This window comes from Herminiimonas sp. CN (genome assembly GCF_000622895.1).
Classification (GTDB): domain Bacteria; phylum Pseudomonadota; class Gammaproteobacteria; order Burkholderiales; family Burkholderiaceae_D; genus AVCC01.
In genome coordinates this window covers 1-18296 of record NZ_AVCC01000039.1, presented here as the reverse complement: position 1 = coordinate 18296, position 18296 = coordinate 1, and the positions used below count along the sequence as shown (strand labels likewise).

Genomic DNA, 18296 nt, shown 5'->3' with positions numbered 1-18296 from the left:
AAGACCGGGATGGAAACAGGTTTGTGCGATTGGCATGCAAACCCGTTACCCATTGTGCACCTGACCTCCCGCCCGGGGAGGAACTCGAATCACTGCATCGCAAGACTGCGGATATGCGCTACAGCAGGGTTTTGCGCATGTCGGCCAAGACTTCCGCTAGATACACGCTGAAACGGGCGCCCATTGCACCGTCTATGACGCGATGATCGTATGACAAGGACATCGGCATCATCAGGCGCGGCGCGAACTGCTTGCCGTCCCAGACCGGCTTGATGACCGACTTCGACAAGCCGAGAATCGCGACTTCGGGCGCGTTGATGATCGGCGTGAACGCGGTACCGCCAATCCCGCCCAGCGACGAAATGGTGAAGCTGGCGCCCTGCATGTCGGCCGGCTTGAGCTTGCCGTCGCGCGCCTGCGCCGACAGCTCGCCCATTTCCTGCGCGATCTGGGTAATGCCTTTTTTGTCGGCATCCTTGATCACCGGCACCATCAGGCCGTTCGGCGTATCGGCGGCAAAGCCGATGTGATAGTACTGCTTCAGGATCAGGTTGGCGCCGCTTTCGTCCAGCGACGCATTAAAGGCCGGGAATTTTTTCAGCGCGGCCACGCATGCCTTGATGACGAACGCCAGCATGGTGAGCTTAATTGCGTCACCCTTGCCGGATTTTGCCATCGCAGCATTGGCCGACTTGCGCAACTCTTCCAGCTCGGTGACATCGGCTTCGTCGAACTGCGTCACGTGCGGGATCATCACCCAGTTGCGATGCAGGTTCGGGCCGCTGATTTTCTTGATGCGCGACAGCGGCAGCAATTCGGTGCTGCCGAATTTGCTGAAATCGAGCGATGGCCACGGCAGCAACTCCAGGCCGACACCGCCGCTTGCCGGCGCTGCGGCAGTGCCGATCGCACCCGACATCACGCCTTTGACGAAATTCTGTACGTCCTCCTGCGTGATGCGGCCCTTCGGAGCGGAGCCGGAAACGCGCGCCAGATCCACGCCCAGTTCGCGGGCAAACTTGCGAATCGACGGCGATGCATGCGGCTTGCTGCCGCCGCTCTGCGCTGCCGCAGCGGCTGGGGCGGCCGGTGCGGGTACGGGTGCGGGCGCAACTACCGGCGCTGCCGCGGCTACCGTGGCAGGACTGGCTGCGGCGACTGCCGGTGCAGGTTCTGCAACTGCTGCGCCGGCGGCCGCTTCCAGCAGCAACAGCAGCGAGCCTTCCTTGACCTTGTCGCCAATCTTGACCCTGATTTCCTTGACGACGCCGGCGTGGCTGGACGGAATCTCCATGCTGGCCTTGTCGGATTCGACCGTGATCAGCGATTGATCGACCTTGATCGCATCGCCCGGCTTGACCATCAGTTCGATGACTTCGACTTCCTTGAAGTCGCCGATATCCGGGACTTTGACTTCGACTAAACTCATAACGTTGTCTCCGTTTCACCTTCCGCTCGATGCAGAAAGTCGGTGTAAGTGCGGGTTTGCGTCGCAAACCCGTGTATTGAGAGCGCGCCCCAGGTCCAGCCAGGCGCGCATTACCGGATTTACTGCGTGACCGGATTCGGCTTGTTCGAATCGATGCCGTATTTGGCAATTGCCTGCGCCACTACCGAAGCCGAAATCGCGCCCTCCTCCGCCAGCGACTTCAAGGCAGAAACCACCACGTAGTAACGATTGACCTCGAAGAACTCGCGCAACTTCACGCGCGTATCGGAACGGCCGAAACCATCGGTGCCCAACACCTTGTAGCTGCGGCCTTTCGGCATGAAAGCGCGGATCTGCTCGGCAAACAAACGCATGTAATCGGTCGAAGCTACGATCGGGCCCTGCGTGTTTTGCAGCAACCGGGTCACGTACGGCAGGCGCTGCTCGTCGGTCGGATGCACCATGTTCCAGCGCTCGGCATCCTGGCCTTCGCGGGCAACCAGGGTCAGCGACGGCGCGGACCAGATATCGGCTGCGATGCCCCAGTCGTCTTTCAGCAATTCCGCGGCAAAGATGGATTCGCGCAAAATGGTGCCGGAACCGATCAGCTGCACGCGTTGCTTGGCATCCTTGTCGCCCTCCTGCAGCAGGTACATGCCTTTCAGAATCCCTTCTTCCTGACCCGGCTTCAGGCCCGGATGAGCGTAGTTCTCGTTCATCAGGGTAATGTAATAAAACACGTCTTCCTGCTTTTCGACCATCCGCTTCAGGCCGTCGTGGATGATGACTGCGACTTCATGCGCGAAGGTCGGATCGTACGGCACGCAGTTCGGCACTGTCGCCGCCAGCACGTGGCTATGGCCGTCTTCATGCTGCAAGCCTTCGCCGTTGAGCGTGGTGCGTCCGGCAGTGCCTCCCATCAGGAAGCCGCGCGCGCACATGTCGCCGGCGGCCCAGACCAGGTCGCCCACCCGCTGCAGGCCGAACATCGAGTAGAACGCATAAAACGGCAACATCACGCGGTTGTTGGTCGAGTACGAAGTCGCGGCCGCGATCCACGAACACATGCCGCCCGCTTCGTTGATGCCTTCCTGCAGGATCTGGCCGGCCTTGTCTTCGCGGTAGTACATCACCTGGTCCTTGTCGACCGGCTCGTACAACTGGCCTTGCTGGTTGAAGATGCCGATCTGGCGGAACAAGCCTTCCATCCCGAAGGTGCGGGTTTCATCGACCAGAATCGGCACCACCCGCGGCGCCAGCGTGGCGTCGCGCAGCAAAGTCGCAATGATGCGGACATACGCCTGGGTAGTCGAAATCTCGCGCCTCGGTGCGGTCGCGTCGAGCACGTTCTGGAATGCGCTCAACTCGGGGATCGGCAGCGTTTCATCGGCACGCACGCGACGCTGCGGCAAGGAACCGCCCAGCGCTTTGCGGCGCTCTTTCAGGTAGATCATTTCCGGCGCATCGTCGGCCGGCTTGAAGAACGGGATCTCGGGCAGCTTGTCGTCGGGAATCGGAATCCCGAAACGGTCGCGCATCGCGCGGATCGCTTCATCATCGAGCTTCTTGGTCTGGTGGGCGGTGTTGCGCGCTTCGCCGGACTTGCCCATGCCGTAACCCTTGACGGTCTTGACCAGCAGCACGGTCGGCTGGCCCTTGTGTTCTTGCGCGACCTTGTAGGCGGCATAGATCTTGTGCGGATCATGGCCGCCGCGCGTCAGGTGCCAGATGTCGTCGTCGGTCATGTTGGCGACCATCTCCAGCAGTTTCGGATGCTTGCCGAAGAAGTGCTTGCGCACATAAGCGCCATCCTTGGCCTTGTAGTTCTGGTAATCGCCGTCGACGGTTTCCATCATCACGCGCTGCAGGATGCCTTCCTTGTCCTGGGCCAGCAACGCATCCCAGCCGGGGCCCCAGATGACCTTGATCACGTTCCAGCCGGCGCCGCGGAAATCGGCTTCCAGTTCCTGGATGATTTTGCCGTTGCCGCGCACCGGGCCGTCCAGTCGCTGCAGATTGCAGTTGACGATCATCACCAGATTATCGAGCGTCTCGCGCGCGGCCATGCCGATCGCGCCCATCGATTCCGGCTCGTCCATCTCGCCGTCGCCGCAGAACACCCAGACCTTGCGGTTGTCGGTTTTTGCAATCCCGCGCGCATGCAGGTATTTCAGGAAGCGCGCCTGATAAATCGCCATCAGCGGGCCCAGGCCCATCGATACGGTCGAAAATTGCCAGAAATCCAGCATCAGCTTCGGATGCGGATAGGAAGACAGGCCATTGCCATCGACTTCACGGCGGTAATTGAGCAACTGTTCTTCGCTCAGGCGGCCTTCCAGGAAGGCGCGGGCGTAAATCCCGGGCGACGAGTGGCCCTGGAAATAGATCAGGTCGCCGCCGTGGTCTTCGGTCGGCGCATGCCAGAAGTGGTTGAAGCCGATTCCCAGCATATTTGCCAGCGAAGCAAAGCTGGCCAGATGGCCGCCGAGATCGCCGTCAAGACGATTGGCCTTGACCACCATTGCCATCGCATTCCAGCGCATCCAGGAGCGCAGCCGCTCTTCAATCTCCAGATTGCCGGGGCAGTGGGTTTCAAGGTGCTGCGGAATGGTGTTGACGTAGGCGGTATTGCTGGAAAAAGGAATCTGCGCGCCGCGGCGGCGCGCCAGATCAACCATGCGCTCCATCAGGTAGTGGGCGCGTTCCGGCCCTTCGTGCTCGATCACGGCTTCGAGCGCATCGAGCCACTCCTGGGTTTCCATCACATCGGGATCGCTGGTGGCTTGCGCCAAGACTTGATCAAGTTGAGCTGACATTTTTTGCGTCTCCTGGTTGTAGACCCAACCCGACTTGACATCGCGTTGAGCGGTATCCGCTAACAATTTACGGTTAAATTTGCTCCGAGCGCAAGCATTCTATCAGCAGTTTTTTAATCTTTCAAATTGCGAAATCGTTTTTCATGATATGAAATTATATGGCGGAGCAGCACAATTTCGAAATTTATGAAGCAGGGCCAACAGATACCGGCTGGAGGCGGATTTTGCAGGGCAGCAAACCAGCTTTTGTACGCATATCTCCACTGTCGCATCCAGACGAAGCACTCCGCAGTGGCGATTGAAAACCACCGCGCCGACCCCGGCCTGACCCGCTCCCGGCAGCGATTCTCCAAATCCTGTCAGCGGCTGGTCTTATAATCCTGTTTTAAATCAAACTCATCTGACGCATATCATGGCTGCCCAACTCATAGACGGAAATCTTCTCTCCCAACAACTGCGCGCGGATGTCGCCCGGCGCGCCGCCGCCCTGACCGCGCAGGGCAGGCAGCCCGGCCTGGCCGTGATCCTGGTCGGCGACAGCCCCGCTTCGCAGGTATATGTGCGAAACAAGGTGAAGGCGTGCGAGGACAACGGCATCTATTCGGTGCTGGAGAAATACGATGCCGACCTGAGCGAAGCGGCCTTGCTGGCCCGCATCGACGCCCTCAATCACGATCCGAAAATCCACGGCATCCTGGTGCAATTGCCGCTGCCGGCGCACATCAATACGCACAAGGTCATCGAAGCCATCGCAGCAGCCAAGGATGTGGATGGTTTCCACGTCAACAATGCCGGCCTGCTGATGACCGGCCAGCCGCTGTTTCGCCCCTGCACCCCATATGGCGTGATGAAGATGCTGGAATCGATCGATTACCCGGTGCGCGGCGCCAATGCGGTCGTGGTCGGCGCCTCCAACATCGTCGGCAAGCCGCAAGCGATGCTGCTCTTGCAAGCCGGCGCGACCGTCACCATCTGCAATTCCAAGACCCGCGACCTGGCATCCCACACCAAGAACGCCGATATTCTGGTGGTCGCCACCGGACGTCGCAACATCGTCACCGCCGACATGGTCAAGCCCGGCGCAGTCGTGATCGATGTCGGCATGAACCGCGACGATCACGGAAAATTGTGCGGAGATGTCGATTTCGCCAATGTGAAAGAGGTGGCGGGTTACATTACCCCGGTGCCAGGTGGCGTCGGGCCAATGACCATTACCATGCTGCTCGTCAACACGATCGAAGCGGCGGAAAGAAACTAAAAGACCATGAACGCTGCACTCGACACCACGCCTCTTGCCGGCGACAACCCGCTGCTGGATTTCTCCGGCCTGCCGCGCTTTGACGCGATCAAGCCCGAACATGTGGCGCCGGCCATCGATGCGCTGCTGGCGCGCAGCCGCGCGGTGGTCGCCAGCCTGGAAGCGCCGATGCAGCATGTCAGCTGGAGCAATTTCATCGAACCGCTGGAAAACTCCACCGAGCAACTGGGGCGCGCCTGGGGCGTGGTCGGCCACCTGAACGCGGTGCAAGATTCGCCGGAGTTGCGTGCCGCCTACAACGAAAACCAACCGAAGATCACCGAATTCTGGACTGCCCTGGCGCAAAACATCGCGCTGTTCGACAAATACAAGGCGCTCAGGAACGGCCCCGACTTCGCATCCTTTTCCGCTGCGCGCCAGCGCATCATCGATAATGCGGTGCGCGATTTCCGCCTGGGCGGCGCAGATTTGCCGGAAGACCAAAAAGCCCGCTTCGCTGAAATCCAGGAGCAGCATGCTGCGCTGTCAACCAGGTTCTCCGAAAACGTGCTGGATGCCACCAACGACTATGCGCTGCTGATCGAAGACCCGGCCGAACTGGCCGGCCTGCCGGACGATGTGATCAAAGCTGCACGCGCTACCGCCGGGCAGGACGGCAAGCCGGGCTTCAAGTTCACGCTGCACTTCCCGTCGTATTTTCCGGTCCTGCAATTGGCCGACAACCGGGCGTTGCGCGAAACGATTTACCGCGCCAATGCCACCAAGGCATCCGAACTGGGCGCCAAGCCGAATTGGGACAACACCCAGATCATCGCCGACCTGCTGAAATTGCGCGCCGAAGAAGCGCAGCTGCTGGGCTACCGCAACTTCGCCGAAGTCTCGCTGGTGCCGAAGATGGCGCAAACGCCGCAACAGGTGATCGAGTTCCTGCAGGATCTGGCGCAGCGCGCCAGGCCGTTTGCGGAACAGGACCTGGCCGAGTTGCGCGCATTCGCCCAGCAGGAACTGGGACTGGAAACGCTGGAAGCATGGGACATCGCCTACGCCTCGGAAAAACTGCGCGAACAACGTTACGCGTTTTCAGAGCAGGAAGTGAAGCAGTATTTTCCCGAACCCAAGGTGATTGCCGGCCTGTTCCGGCTGGCGCAGATGCTGTTCGGGATAGAAATCAAGCCGGACAGCGCGCCAGTCTGGCATCCGGACGTGCAGTTCTTCCGGATCGAGAAAGACGGCCAGCTGGTCGGCCAGTTTTATCTCGACCTGCATGCCCGCAGCGGCAAGCGCGGCGGCGCCTGGATGGACGATGCGCGCGGCCGCCGACGCCAGGACGGCAAGCTGCAAACCCCGGTGGCCTACCTGACCTGCAATTTTTCCGGCCCGGTCGGCGACAGGCCGGCCCTGCTCACGCATGACGATGTAATCACGCTGTTCCACGAATTCGGCCACGGCCTGCACCACATGCTCACCCAGGTCGATGAAATCGGCGTATCCGGGATTTCCGGCGTCGAGTGGGATGCAGTCGAATTGCCGTCGCAATTCATGGAAAACTTCTGCTGGAAATGGGATGTGCTGGAGCACATGACCGCGCACGCCGATACCGGCGCCGCACTGCCGCGCGCGCTGTTTGAGAAGATGACCGCCGCCAAGAATTTCCAGAGCGGCCTGCAGACGCTGCGCCAGGTCGAGTTCTCACTGTTCGACATGCTGCTGCATTCCGAACACGATGCCTACGGCAGCCGCTCGGTTCAGGATGTGCTGAATGCGGTGCGCGACAAATTTTCGGTCCTGCTGCCGCCGGCATTCAACCGCTTCCAGAACTCGTTCAGCCACATTTTTGCCGGTGGCTATGCGGCCGGCTACTACAGTTACAAATGGGCCGAGGTGCTGTCGGCCGATGCCTATGGCGCGTTCGAGGAAAATGGTGATGCCCTGCAAACGGAAACCGGCCGCAAGTTCCAGGCCGAGATCCTGGCCGTCGGCGGATCGCGCCCTGCACTCGAATCGTTCAAGGCCTTCCGCGGCCGGGAACCGACCATCGACGCATTGCTGCGCCATAGCGGCATGGCATCCTGAACTGATGGAGCCGTACAAGGAACACACATGAAACGCACCGGCTTGCTGCTGGCCGGCTGGCTCGCGCTATCCGGCGCCGGCGCCGCCCAGGCACAGCTTTACAAATGGGTCGACGCCGGCGGCAAAATCACCTACAGCGACCTGCCACCGCCAAAAACCGCGCTCCAGCTGGACACGCTGAAACCCTCCGGCGCCAGCACCGCTGCGCTGCCTTACGCGCTGGCCGAGGCCAGCAAGAACCATCCGGTAACCTTGTTTACTGGCCTGCAATGCGCTCCCTGCGCAGAGGCCAGAGAGTTCCTGAAAAATCGCGGCATTCCGTTTGCGGAAAAATCCGTCACCGGCAACGACGACATCGCCAAGCTGCGCCAAGTCAGCGGCGACACCCAATTGCCGGTGCTGCTGGTCGGACGCAACAAGCAGCTCGGATTCGAATCCGGCGCCTGGAACACCGCACTGAGCGCCGCCGGCTACCCGACTGACAACCAGTTGCCCGCAAATTTCCGCTTCGTACCGGCGGAACCCGCCGCACCGAAAGCGCCGACCAGGGCGGAAAGACCGGCGATTTCCGACCACCACACCGCACCGGCGGCAACACCGGCGCAGCGTCTGCCGGCCAGCGGCAACGCGCCGCCGGGTTTCCGCTTCTAGCATCAGCGCCAGCAAACCATGACCAGCATCGACTTTCACACCAATATCGCCGACAAGCTTATTTACACCTGCCGCCTGGTGCGCAAGGCGGTCGCCGCGCATAACCGGGTCGCGATCCTGAGCAGCGATGAAGCCGAACTGGCTGCGCTGGACGCGGCCCTATGGACTTTCTCGGAAACCGATTTCCTGCCCCATGTGCGAGCGGATCACCCGCGCGCGGAGCAAACGCCGATCATCCTGCTGCCGCACGACAGCGCAGAATGCCCGCATCACCAAATCCTGATCAATATCTCCCGCACGACGCCGGCCCATTTCGCCAGTTTCGAACGACTGCTGGAAATCATCTCGACCGATGAAACAGACGCCGCAAGCGGGCGCGACCGGTTTCGCCAATACCGGCAACGCGGCTATCCTCTGGCCCACTTTGTTGCAAAATCCGCATGAATAATGACGCACTCGATGCCACCATCCCGGTCCTGACCGAAATCATCGCGCAGGAGCAGGGCTTCGCCGGTCCAGCATCGATATCGACATCACCCTCGCCTGTCAGTCCGAGCGAAAGCAGGGCCGCTGATCCGTCCGATGCACTGTCTGCCGCCGCCGTGAGCGACAGCCAGTGGCAAACGCTGGAACAGCAGATCAGCGAGCGCATCCTGCGTCAGTTGCAGACCCGAATCGATTTCGTGCTGGAACACCGGATCAGGGACGGTCTGGCCGAAGCATTGCAGCTGGCAGTCGAAGGTATGACGACAGATATCCGACGCGGCCTGCACCAGACCCTGGAAGATGTGATCGCACGCGCGGTATCGCAGGAAATTGCACGGCTGCAAACCATCCCCAACAAACCAGCACATGATCCTGAAGATATCTGAAATATATGTCCGATGGCAAAAAGCACGTGCAAAACCCCATAATACTGATCTGCTGCCCGGCAATACACGGGGTATCGGCCGCCCATCGTAGTAAATACAGTTACTCTTGAACTGATCTATTTTTTATTTACGGAAAGCACGATATGTTGTACCTTTGACCCATTCAGATTCCTGAATAGCTCAAATTTTTACGGTAACCCGCTCCATCACAATCCCAGGAGAATGTTCATGCAGTCCACGATAAAAATGATTCCATTGGCTGGCGCAATCGCATTCGCATTTGCAGGTACTGCATTTGCTGCAGAAGAGCAAATCGTTAAGATCGGCCATGTCGGCCCAATTTCTGGCGCCATTGCCCATCTGGGCAAGGATAATGAAAACGCCGGCAAGATGGCCATTGAAGAATTGAATGCCAAGGGGCTGATCATTGGCGGCAAGAAGATCAAATTCGAACTGCAGGCCGAAGATGATGCCGGCGATCCGAAACAGGGCACGACCGTTGCACAGAAACTGGTAGACGCACAGGTCAAGGGCGTGGTCGGCCACCTCAACTCGGGGACCACCATCCCGGCATCGAAAATTTATTTCGACGCCGGCATCCCGCAAATCTCTCCGTCGTCCACCAATCCGAAGTACACCATGCAAGGCTTCAAAACGGCCTTCCGCGTAGTTGCCAATGACGCGCAGCTTGGCGGCACGCTCGGGCGCTATGCGGTCAAGATGCTCAAAGCCAAGAACGTCGCCGTCATCGATGACCGTACCGCCTATGGCCAAGGGGTTGCCGAGGAATTCATGAAGGCAGCCAAGGCCGCTGGCGCAAACATTGTTGCGCAACAGTTCACCAATGACAAAGCCACCGACTTCAATGCCATTCTGACCGCAATCAAAGCCAAAAAACCAGACGTAATTTTCTTCGGCGGCATGGATGCAGTAGGCGGCCCGATGCTGCGCCAAATGAAGCAACTCGGCATCGAAGCCAAGTTCATGGGCGGCGACGGCATCTGTACCGAAGCCATGGCCAAACTGGCGGGCGACGCAATCGGCGGTGAAGGCAAGGTCATTTGCGCAGAAGCAGGCGGCGTGGTCGATGCCGATAAGAAAGGCATGGAAGATTTCCGCGCAGCGTACAAAAAGAAATTCGGCATTGATGTGCAGCTCTACGCACCGTATGTCTATGATTCGGTCAACGTGATCGCGACTGCGATGCAAAAAGCCAACTCGGTAGAGCCGGCAAAATATCTGTCCGAATTGGCCAAGATTCACTACAAAGGCGTAACCGGCCCGATCGCATTTGATGCCAGAGGCGATATCAAGGATGGTTCCCTGTCGATGTTTACGTACAAAGGCGGCAAGCGCGAGTTGATGGCGGTAGTCAAGTAATCAATCATTTCTGATGCAAGGCGCCCGGTTCGAAGCCGGGCGCTTTTTTATGTCTGGCTGATCGCACAGGCAAATAAAAAGCGCTCAATCGAGCGCTTTTTATATTACTGCTGATCAGCGATTACTTCTGGGACAATACCCACTTGACCAGGGTATGCGCTTCCGCTTCGCTGACTTGCGTATTGGCCGGCATCGGGATTGCACCCCAGACGCCACTGCCGCCCTTCATCACCTTGGCAACCAGCTTGGCCTCGGCATCTTTCTGACCCGCATATTTTGCCGCCACGTCCTTGTATGCAGGGCCAACCACCTTGTTTGCGACTGCATGGCACGCCATGCAATTCTTGGCTTTTGCCAAATCCAACCCGGCGTCTGCCATAGCAGCGTTAGAAACCAGTCCGCCCATCGCCAAAAGAACCAACAAAAAACTTTTCATTGCCTTCTCCAAAATGATAACTGCACGCATTCTACAGCGGTTTTTCCGATTCATGTCGGGCAACATTATGTCGCCTGCACAAATTATTGCACTTCTTTGACTATCAGCCTCGTTCCGTTACACTCTTTGACAATATCGCCCCATCAAGGACTTGTCATGCCGTTGATTATTGCCATCGTCTTATTATCAACATTAAAATATCTTGAAGTCGGCTTCTTCGCCGGCTTGTCGTGGTGGTGGGTTGCCGGCTTGATGGCGATTGCTTTTGTCTGGTTCGAATTCATCGAAAAGATGCTGGGACTGGACAAGCGGCGCGCCCATGATTCAATGGAGAAAATACGCAAGGACCGGGTCGATGCAACCTTTGGAAAAAACCATCGCAACAAGCGACGCTAGTTTCCATTGTTTTGTTCGGGCAAACGTGAAAAAGGCTGGAATCGAAATTCCAGCCTTTTTCATGCGGCGACAAGTCGATGCTTATTTTCTTAACTGTACTTTTAGCTGCGTGATATCGCGCACCGCGCCACGGTCAGCCGATGTGGCCAGTGCCGCATATGCCTGCAGCGCCTGCGATACGTAGCGCTGGCGGTCCACCGGCTGCCATGCGCGCTCGCCTTTGGCCTCCATCTGCGCACGGCGCTGCGCCAGATCGGCGTCGCTGACTTTCAGGTGGATGCGGCGCTCAGGAATGTCGATCTCGATGGTGTCGCCTTCCTCGACCAGACCGATCGCGCCGCCTTCCGCCGCTTCCGGCGAAGCATGGCCGATCACCAGGCCGGACGAGCCGCCGGAGAAACGGCCATCGGTAAACAAGGCGCAGGACGCGCCCAGGCCCTTGGACTTGATGTAGGAGGTCGGGTACAGCATTTCCTGCATGCCGGGCCCGCCTTTCGGGCCTTCGTAGCGGATGATGATGACGTCGCCAGCATGCACGGCATCGCCCAGAATCGCTTCCACCGCATCGTCCTGGCTTTCGAAGATGCGCGCCCGGCCGGTGAACTTCAAGATGCTTTCATCGACGCCGGCAGTCTTGACGATGCAACCTTTTTCCGCAATGTTGCCGTACAACACGGCCAAGCCGCCATCCTGAGAATACGCATGAGCCCTGTCGCGGATGCAGCCGTCGCTGCGGTCGGTATCGAGATCATCGAAACGCTGGCTTTGCGAAAATGCGGTCTGGGTCGGCACGCCGCCCGGCGCCGCGCTGAACAGCTTGCGTACCGCAGGATCCTGCGTGCACACGATATCGTTGCTGGCGATCGCATCGGCCAGGGTTTTGCTGTGTATGGTCGGGCGGCTGGTATCGAGCAAGCCGGCGCGCGCCAGTTCGCCCAGAATGGCGATGATGCCGCCGGCCCGATGCACGTCTTCGATATGGTATTTCTCGGTGGCCGGCGCCACCTTGCACAGGCACGGCACCTTGCGCGAAATGCGGTCGATGTCGGCCATCGTGAAGTCGACCCCGGCTTCATGCGCGGCCGCCAGCAAGTGCAGCACGGTGTTGGTCGAGCCGCCCATCGAGACGTCCAGCGCCATCGCGTTTTCAAACGCGGCCTTGGTTGCGATGCTGCGCGGCAGCACCGTTGCATCGTCCTGCTCGTAATAGCGCTTGGCCAGTTCGACCACCAATCGTCCGGCACGCAGGAACAGCTCCTTGCGATCCGAATGGGTCGCCAGGATGGTGCCGTTGCCCGGCAATGACAGACCAAGTGCTTCGGTCAGGCAGTTCATCGAATTGGCGGTAAACATGCCCGAGCAGGAACCGCAGGTAGGACAGGCCGAGCGTTCAATCTGGTTGATTTCCGCATCCGACACACTGGAGTCGCCGGCCTTAATCATCGCATCGACCAGATCGATCTTCATAATTTTCTGCACGCCCTCCTGCTTGCCGTGCATGGTTTCGACCATCTTGCCGGCTTCCATCGGGCCGCCGGAGACGAACACCACCGGGATATTCAGGCGCATCGCGGCCATCAGCATGCCAGGCGTGATCTTGTCGCAGTTCGAGATGCAGACCATCGCGTCGGCGCAATGCGCATTGACCATGTATTCGACCGAATCGGCGATCAGTTCGCGCGAAGGCAGCGAATACAGCATGCCGCCATGCCCCATCGCGATGCCGTCATCGACGGCGATGGTGTTGAATTCCTTGGCAACGCCGCCGGCCGCCTCGATTTCGCGCGCCACCATCTGCCCCAGATCCTTCAGATGCACGTGGCCCGGCACGAACTGGGTGAAGGAATTGACCACGGCGATGATCGGCTTGTCGAAATCGCCATCCTTCATGCCGGTGGCGCGCCAGAGTGCGCGGGCGCCGGCCATGTTGCGGCCGTGGGTGGTAGTGCGGGAACGGTATTGCGGCATGACGTCGATCTCCAAAAGGGTTCAGGCTGATTTTAACGCTAGAGTGCCTTGCGCACAGCACCGTGTCAAATATATGATTCACTGATGATTAAGACGAATTGCATATGAATAAGCATGCACATTGAATTGCGACAATTACGCTACTTTGTCGCGGTGGCAGAGGAAATGCACTTCGGGCGCGCAGCCGCGCGCCTGCGCATGACGCAGCCACCCCTGTCGCAAACCATCATGGCGCTGGAAGCCGGTCTCGGCGCTGCGCTATTTGCACGCACCCGGCGCAGCGTGGCGCTGACACCGGCCGGCACGGCGCTGCTGCCAGAGGCCCGACGCAACGTGCTGCCAGCGGCGCATCCGGACGACTGACGCTGGACTTTGTCTCAACCGCCGATTACAACGTGCTGCCGGCCTTTCTGCGCGAGTTCCACGGTCATTACCCGCAGGTGCAGATCGAATTGCGCGAAGCCACTTCCGATGTGCAACTGGAAGAACTGCTGCAAGGGCAGGTGGATGCCGGCCTGCTGATCCTGCCCTTGCCGGACAAGGCGCAGGCAGAGCTGGATTTTCTTTCGGTGCTGAGCGAACCGCTGATCCTGGCCGCGCCGGAAGACTTGCCGGCACTGCAGGGCAAGTCCAGCATTGCGCTGGCCGACCTGGCCGAAATGCCGCTGATCATCTTCCCGCGCCGCCTGGCGCCGGTGTTCCATGACGCGATCCTGGCCTACTTCCGTGCCCAAGGCTTGACGCCGCGCATCGGGCAGGAAGCGATCCAGATGCAAACCATCATCGGACTGGTGTCGGCCGGCATGGGGATCGCGCTTGTGCCACAATCCGTGTCGAACCTGAAACGCCCCGGGGTCGCCTACCGGCCGCTGGCGGCCGCCACTCCTTGGATAGAAACCGGCATAGCGTGGCGGCGCGACAATACCTCGCCGGTACTACATGCTTTTTTGGACTCATTACGAAAGAACCGCTAGATGCTGATCCACCCGCTCCCTGATCCGATCGCCTTTTCGATAGGCCCGCTTGCCGTGCACTGGTACGGCCTGATGTACCTGGTAGCCTTCGCCCAGTTCGTGCTGCTGGGGCGGCTGCGCATACGCCAACCGCATATCGCCGCCGCGCACTGGAAAAGGGAGGATCTGGACGACATGCTGTTCTATGGCGTACTGGGCGTGATCCTGGGCGGGCGGCTGGGCGAAATCCTGTTCTACAACCCGGCCTATTATTTTTCGCACCCGCTCGAGATGCTGGCGGTCTGGAAAGGCGGCATGTCGTTCCACGGCGGCTTCCTGGGCGTGATTCTCGCCATGGCAGTCTGGTCCCACAAGGCCAAGCGCAACCTGCTCGACGTCTATGACTTTATTGCGCCGCTGGTGCCGCTGGGCTATGCGGCCGGACGCATCGGCAACTTCATCAATGCCGAACTGCCGGGCCGGGTCGCCGATCCCTCGCTACCGTGGGCGATGATCTGGCCGAACGTGGACAACCTGCCGCGCCACCCATCGCCAATCTACCAGGCGCTGATCGACGGCGTGCTGCTGTTCGTGATCCTGTGGCTATTCGCCCGCACTGCCCGCCCGAGGCTGGCGGTGGGCGCAATGTTCGTGATGCTGTACGGCTGTGCGCGCTTTTTTACCGAATATTTCCGTACTCCGGATTACGAAGTCACCTTTGCCGGCATCACCATTTCCGCCGGCCAGATGCTGTCGCTGCCGATGATCGTGATCGGCGCCGGCTTGCTGGTATTTGCTTACCGCAAACATCGGGCCTAAACCACAAGGAAGCCACGGAACCGTGATTTCCACCGGGGTATATAAAAAAACAGATATTTCCCGCTGGATATTATTGCCGAAACAATATATACAAGCCGTAGTATTTAATTATTCCTGGCACCGGAGATAAGTAGCGTCTGCGTGATAAAGCGCCACTGCTCCGGTGTAACCGGCGTAATCGACAAGCGATTGCCACGTTTCAAAACCAGCATCTCTTCCAGTTGCGGGTGGGATCGCAATTCCGCCAGCGTGATCAGGCGCGTCTTTTCAAGCACACGGATATCGACCATCATCCAGCGCGGCTTCTCCTGCGTGGCACTGGCATCGAAATATGCGCTGCCGGGATCGAATTGCGTGTCATCCGGGTACGCTGCACTCGCCACTTCGGCCACTCCGGCAATCCCCGGTTCAGCACAACTGGAATGGTAAAACAGCACGCCATCGCCGATCCGCATGGCGTCGCGCATGAAGTTGCGCGCCTGGTAATTACGCACGCCGACCCATGGCACAGTGCTGTCCGGCGCAGCCAGCGCGTCATCGACGCTGACATCGCCGGGCTCGGATTTCATTAACCAATATTGCATTCCAGTACTCGCATAAAAAAAGCGGCTGCGCATCATCTGATGCGCAGCCGCTCGAGAATTCAACCCGCCTGTGCCGCTATGCCGGCATCCCGAACCAAAGCGGTTCAAGGTGGTCACAGTCAGTTCAATTTCGGGTTCGTCGAACTAGCGACGCGCACTCCCATCGAACTTGTCCCGCAACCGATGCATGTGAATGGTTCAAGGAATATATGACAATCGCGAACACGGCAGGAGATTCAAAGTCTACTCCATTAAGAACACATGTCAAACGGTTTTAAGCGTCAAAACAGGTTTTCCTGCGGGGCAAGAGCGCTGTCGAGTACCGTGTGCATGGCGGCAATTTGCTGCTGCACCTGCGCCATTGTCAACGCCGACAAAGGTCCTTCGGGCGCTTTCGTGGCCAGCAATTCGGCCGCGATGCCAAGTGCAGCCATAACCGCAATCCGGTCATTGCCGCGAATCTTGCCGGCATCGTGGATAGCGCACATTTTTGCATCGAGATAGGCAACCGCATCCCGTAATGCGGCCTCTTCACCGTCGTTACACGATAACTTGTAGGCGTGGCCCATGATGGTGACATCTACCCGCGTCATGCCGGCTCCTCGTCTTGTTGCTGCAGCGGATCGGGAATCTGTTCCAGCAATGCCGAGACCCGCTGATGCGCCTGTTGCATTTTTTCCGTCAAGATGGCATTTTCAGAAGACATGAGGGCAATTTTCAGGCGCAATTCAGCGTTTTCACGCCGTAGAAATTGTGCCAGTTCCGCCAGCTTGTCGATTTTTTCGGAGAGTAAGTGAAATTCGGAATTCATCCTGCCACTATAGTGGTGCAAATGAATTTCCGTCAATAGATTCAATCCGGGGCATCGATACGCCGATACAGCCGGAAACGCTCATCCCGATCTGAAGGACGCCGTCCCTCCCACAGAATCCGCCACTGGCCGCCGTACTGCTGTAGCAGATTGGCATCGCTCTTTTTGCGCGGATTGTCCTGTAATAAAAGATAGCGACAGCGCGCCTCATCAAAGTGCGCGAATTCAACATTGCCGAAATAAGCAAACGATGCGCGCTGGGCAGCTCCTACATTGGTATCGACGCAGTATTGCTTAGCGGGCAATTTCTGTGCGATCTGTTCGGCGACGCCGGCATAACTCTTGCCATAGTTTATCCACGGCAACCACAACGTCATCAACAACAGCCAGCAAAGAATCACGCCGCCGGACGACAGCACCACCGCGCGCCATAGCACGGCGGGGCGGCGCGCAATACGCCAGTGCACCAGCGCCAGCCAGAATAGGGTGGCCAAAGCTGCTGCAACAAAGGCAAAGAAATTGAATTCCGGCCTGAATCCGGGCGCCAGCTTGAATGCGTTTTTTGCAATCTGGGCCGGCCAGCCGGTCTGCTTGGCAATCCAGCCCAGCCAGATGAAGCCGGCGCAAGTGGACAGCGTCATGACCGAGAACCAGTCAATTGCATTGATTGCACCGCGTTTCATGGTCGGCAAGCCAAATGCCGCCAGGATTGCCAGCGGCGGCAGCAACGGCAATAAAATTCCGTCCTTGGGATTCTGATTCAGCAGCACCAATACCGATAGCGCGGCAACGAAAAACAGCGGAATTGTCATGTGCAAGCCCCTGCATTGCTTGCGCCAGGCATATACGGCCCAGGCGGCAAATGGCCACGCCGGCCAGGCGAACCACATGCCATTCACCATGAAATACTTTGCGTTGCTCCACCTCGGCCAGTTTAATTCACGATAATCGGCGAGCATCCATGCAGCCACCGGCGAGCCATCGAATGGCTGGACAAAATAATTGCCAAGGATCCAAACGCTGGCTACCAGCAGCATGGCCGGCAACGTCATCAGGAAAAGCTGCGCCATCAACTTCCTGCGCTGGAGCGCTGCCAAAATAATTACGCTGAACAACAAAGTCAGCGGCAGCAGCCAGCCTCTGGTCAAAATCGACAAACCCAGAGCCAGGCCGAGCGTGGCAGCACTGCCAAATGAGCGTGAATCGAATAAATCGGCGCTCGCGTAAAGAGCAAAAGCAATCAGGGAAACTTGCAGTGCCGCTGGGCTGGCCTCATGGCTATGCAGCAGCAAGCCAAGGCAGCCGAGGTAAATCAACAGGGCGCCATCGGCCAGCATGCGGCCAAAATCCGTCGCATCAGGCTGTCCGCCAAAAGCCAGTTTCAACGGTTGCACTTCCGATCTGCGACCCAGCACATAAGTGCAATGCCAGACTGAAGAAGCGCCAATCAGAAAGAAAATGATGGCCGACAACCGGGCCGCCATCGGCTCGCCCAACAGCCAGCCGAACAACTTGATGCAGATGGCGCCCAGCCAATACGCCAGCGGCCCTTCGTCCGCCAGCGGCAGTCCGACTACATGCGGCCACAGCCAGTCATGCAAGCCGCCGTGCGCCATCGTCCACATGACGCCGAAACTGATCGCATCATCGTTCTTCCACGGATCGCGGCCGATCAGGCCAGGAAGGATATACAGCAGGCACAACGCATACAGGCCCCAGCGTGGGAGGGTATGAGCGGCCGAGGCAGGCAGACGGACGGGCTTCAATTGATTCATCGTTCCGTGAAGAGTAAGCGCAACATTGTGCCCGAAAACACTTTAAGGAATATGGCAGAGACAACAAAAAGAAGA

At 58.8% G+C, this 18296-nt stretch carries 16 protein-coding genes, 1 other RNA gene and 1 pseudogene; 9 read left to right on the top strand and 9 right to left on the bottom strand.

Going from position 1 to position 18296, the window contains the following annotated elements; all coding sequences use genetic code 11:
* Nucleotides 1-118 precede the first annotated feature (118 nt).
* Nucleotides 119-1429 (bottom strand): dihydrolipoyllysine-residue acetyltransferase, encoded by a 1311-nt coding sequence (gene aceF / locus HMCN_RS0109995; protein ID WP_025917258.1) that lies wholly within the window; start codon nt 1427-1429, stop codon nt 119-121.
* A gap of 119 nt (nt 1430-1548) precedes the next feature.
* A complete protein-coding gene (gene aceE / locus HMCN_RS0109990; RefSeq protein ID WP_025917257.1) occupies nt 1549-4245 on the bottom strand; it encodes a pyruvate dehydrogenase (acetyl-transferring), homodimeric type in 2697 nt (898 codons plus the stop codon).
* A gap of 412 nt (nt 4246-4657) precedes the next feature.
* Between aceE and folD the strand changes: the two genes are divergently transcribed.
* The 6 genes from folD to HMCN_RS0109960 all read left to right on the top strand — a co-directional run bounded on the left by folD (nt 4658) and on the right by HMCN_RS0109960 (nt 10479).
* A complete protein-coding gene (folD, locus tag HMCN_RS0109985; protein WP_025917256.1) occupies nt 4658-5503 on the top strand; it encodes a bifunctional methylenetetrahydrofolate dehydrogenase/methenyltetrahydrofolate cyclohydrolase FolD in 846 nt (281 codons plus the stop codon).
* Between the two features lie 6 nt (nt 5504-5509).
* On the top strand, nt 5510-7576 hold the full coding sequence (locus HMCN_RS0109980) for a M3 family metallopeptidase (protein WP_025917255.1): 2067 nt from the start codon (nt 5510-5512) through the stop codon (nt 7574-7576).
* Nucleotides 7577-7603: 27 nt separating this feature from the next.
* Nucleotides 7604-8227 (top strand): glutaredoxin family protein, encoded by a 624-nt coding sequence (locus tag HMCN_RS0109975; protein WP_025917254.1) that lies wholly within the window; start codon nt 7604-7606, stop codon nt 8225-8227.
* An 18-nt stretch (nt 8228-8245) separates the two neighbouring features.
* A complete protein-coding gene (locus HMCN_RS0109970) occupies nt 8246-8671 on the top strand; it encodes a DNA polymerase III subunit chi (RefSeq protein WP_025917253.1) in 426 nt (141 codons plus the stop codon).
* On the top strand, nt 8668-9099 hold the full coding sequence (locus HMCN_RS0109965) for a hypothetical protein (protein ID WP_025917252.1): 432 nt from the start codon (nt 8668-8670) through the stop codon (nt 9097-9099). The genes HMCN_RS0109970 and HMCN_RS0109965 overlap by 4 nt, the downstream gene beginning before the upstream one ends.
* A gap of 228 nt (nt 9100-9327) precedes the next feature.
* Nucleotides 9328-10479 carry a branched-chain amino acid ABC transporter substrate-binding protein gene (locus HMCN_RS0109960; protein WP_025917251.1) on the top strand — a complete coding sequence of 384 codons (1152 nt, stop codon included), beginning with the start codon at nt 9328-9330 and terminating at the stop codon, nt 10477-10479.
* Nucleotides 10480-10600: 121 nt separating this feature from the next.
* Here the strand turns inward: HMCN_RS0109960 and HMCN_RS0109955 are convergent, their stop codons facing one another.
* Nucleotides 10601-10915 (bottom strand): c-type cytochrome, encoded by a 315-nt coding sequence (locus HMCN_RS0109955; RefSeq protein WP_025917250.1) that lies wholly within the window; start codon nt 10913-10915, stop codon nt 10601-10603.
* 156 nt (nt 10916-11071) lie between these two features.
* On the opposite strand from HMCN_RS0109955, the gene HMCN_RS0109950 reads away from it, so the two are divergent.
* Complete coding sequence (locus HMCN_RS0109950) at nt 11072-11311, top strand: TIGR04438 family Trp-rich protein (protein WP_025917249.1); 240 nt, start codon at nt 11072-11074, stop codon at nt 11309-11311.
* Nucleotides 11312-11392: 81 nt separating this feature from the next.
* On the opposite strand, the gene ilvD is transcribed toward HMCN_RS0109950, so the two are convergent.
* Nucleotides 11393-13279 (bottom strand): dihydroxy-acid dehydratase, encoded by a 1887-nt coding sequence (ilvD, locus tag HMCN_RS0109945; RefSeq protein ID WP_025917248.1) that lies wholly within the window; start codon nt 13277-13279, stop codon nt 11393-11395.
* Nucleotides 13280-13393: 114 nt separating this feature from the next.
* Between ilvD and HMCN_RS17575 the strand changes: the two are divergent.
* Both HMCN_RS17575 and lgt read left to right on the top strand, forming a co-directional pair.
* Nucleotides 13394-14253: pseudogene (locus HMCN_RS17575) on the top strand (LysR family transcriptional regulator).
* Nucleotides 14254-15051: a prolipoprotein diacylglyceryl transferase gene (gene lgt, locus HMCN_RS0109935; protein ID WP_025917247.1), complete on the top strand. Its 798-nt coding sequence runs from the start codon at nt 14254-14256 to the stop codon at nt 15049-15051.
* 104 nt (nt 15052-15155) lie between these two features.
* Here lgt and HMCN_RS0109930 read toward each other — a convergent pair whose 3' ends face one another.
* The 5 genes from HMCN_RS0109930 to HMCN_RS0109915 all read right to left on the bottom strand — a co-directional run bounded on the left by HMCN_RS0109930 (nt 15156) and on the right by HMCN_RS0109915 (nt 18212).
* Nucleotides 15156-15635: an EVE domain-containing protein gene (locus tag HMCN_RS0109930; protein WP_025917246.1), complete on the bottom strand. Its 480-nt coding sequence runs from the start codon at nt 15633-15635 to the stop codon at nt 15156-15158.
* Between the two features lie 57 nt (nt 15636-15692).
* A non-coding RNA gene (gene ssrS, locus HMCN_RS18650) (6S RNA) lies at nt 15693-15872 on the bottom strand.
* A 44-nt stretch (nt 15873-15916) separates the two neighbouring features.
* Nucleotides 15917-16228 (bottom strand): cell division protein ZapA, encoded by a 312-nt coding sequence (locus HMCN_RS0109925; protein ID WP_025917245.1) that lies wholly within the window; start codon nt 16226-16228, stop codon nt 15917-15919.
* Nucleotides 16225-16482, bottom strand: a complete 258-nt coding sequence (locus HMCN_RS0109920; protein WP_369792147.1) for a DUF904 domain-containing protein — start codon at nt 16480-16482, stop codon at nt 16225-16227. The genes HMCN_RS0109925 and HMCN_RS0109920 overlap by 4 nt, the downstream gene beginning before the upstream one ends.
* A 5-nt stretch (nt 16483-16487) precedes the next feature.
* The gene (locus HMCN_RS0109915; RefSeq protein ID WP_025917243.1) at nt 16488-18212 is read right to left on the bottom strand and encodes a glycosyltransferase family 39 protein; all 1725 of its coding nucleotides are present in this window, start codon (nt 18210-18212) and stop codon (nt 16488-16490) included.
* Nucleotides 18213-18296 lie beyond the last annotated feature (84 nt).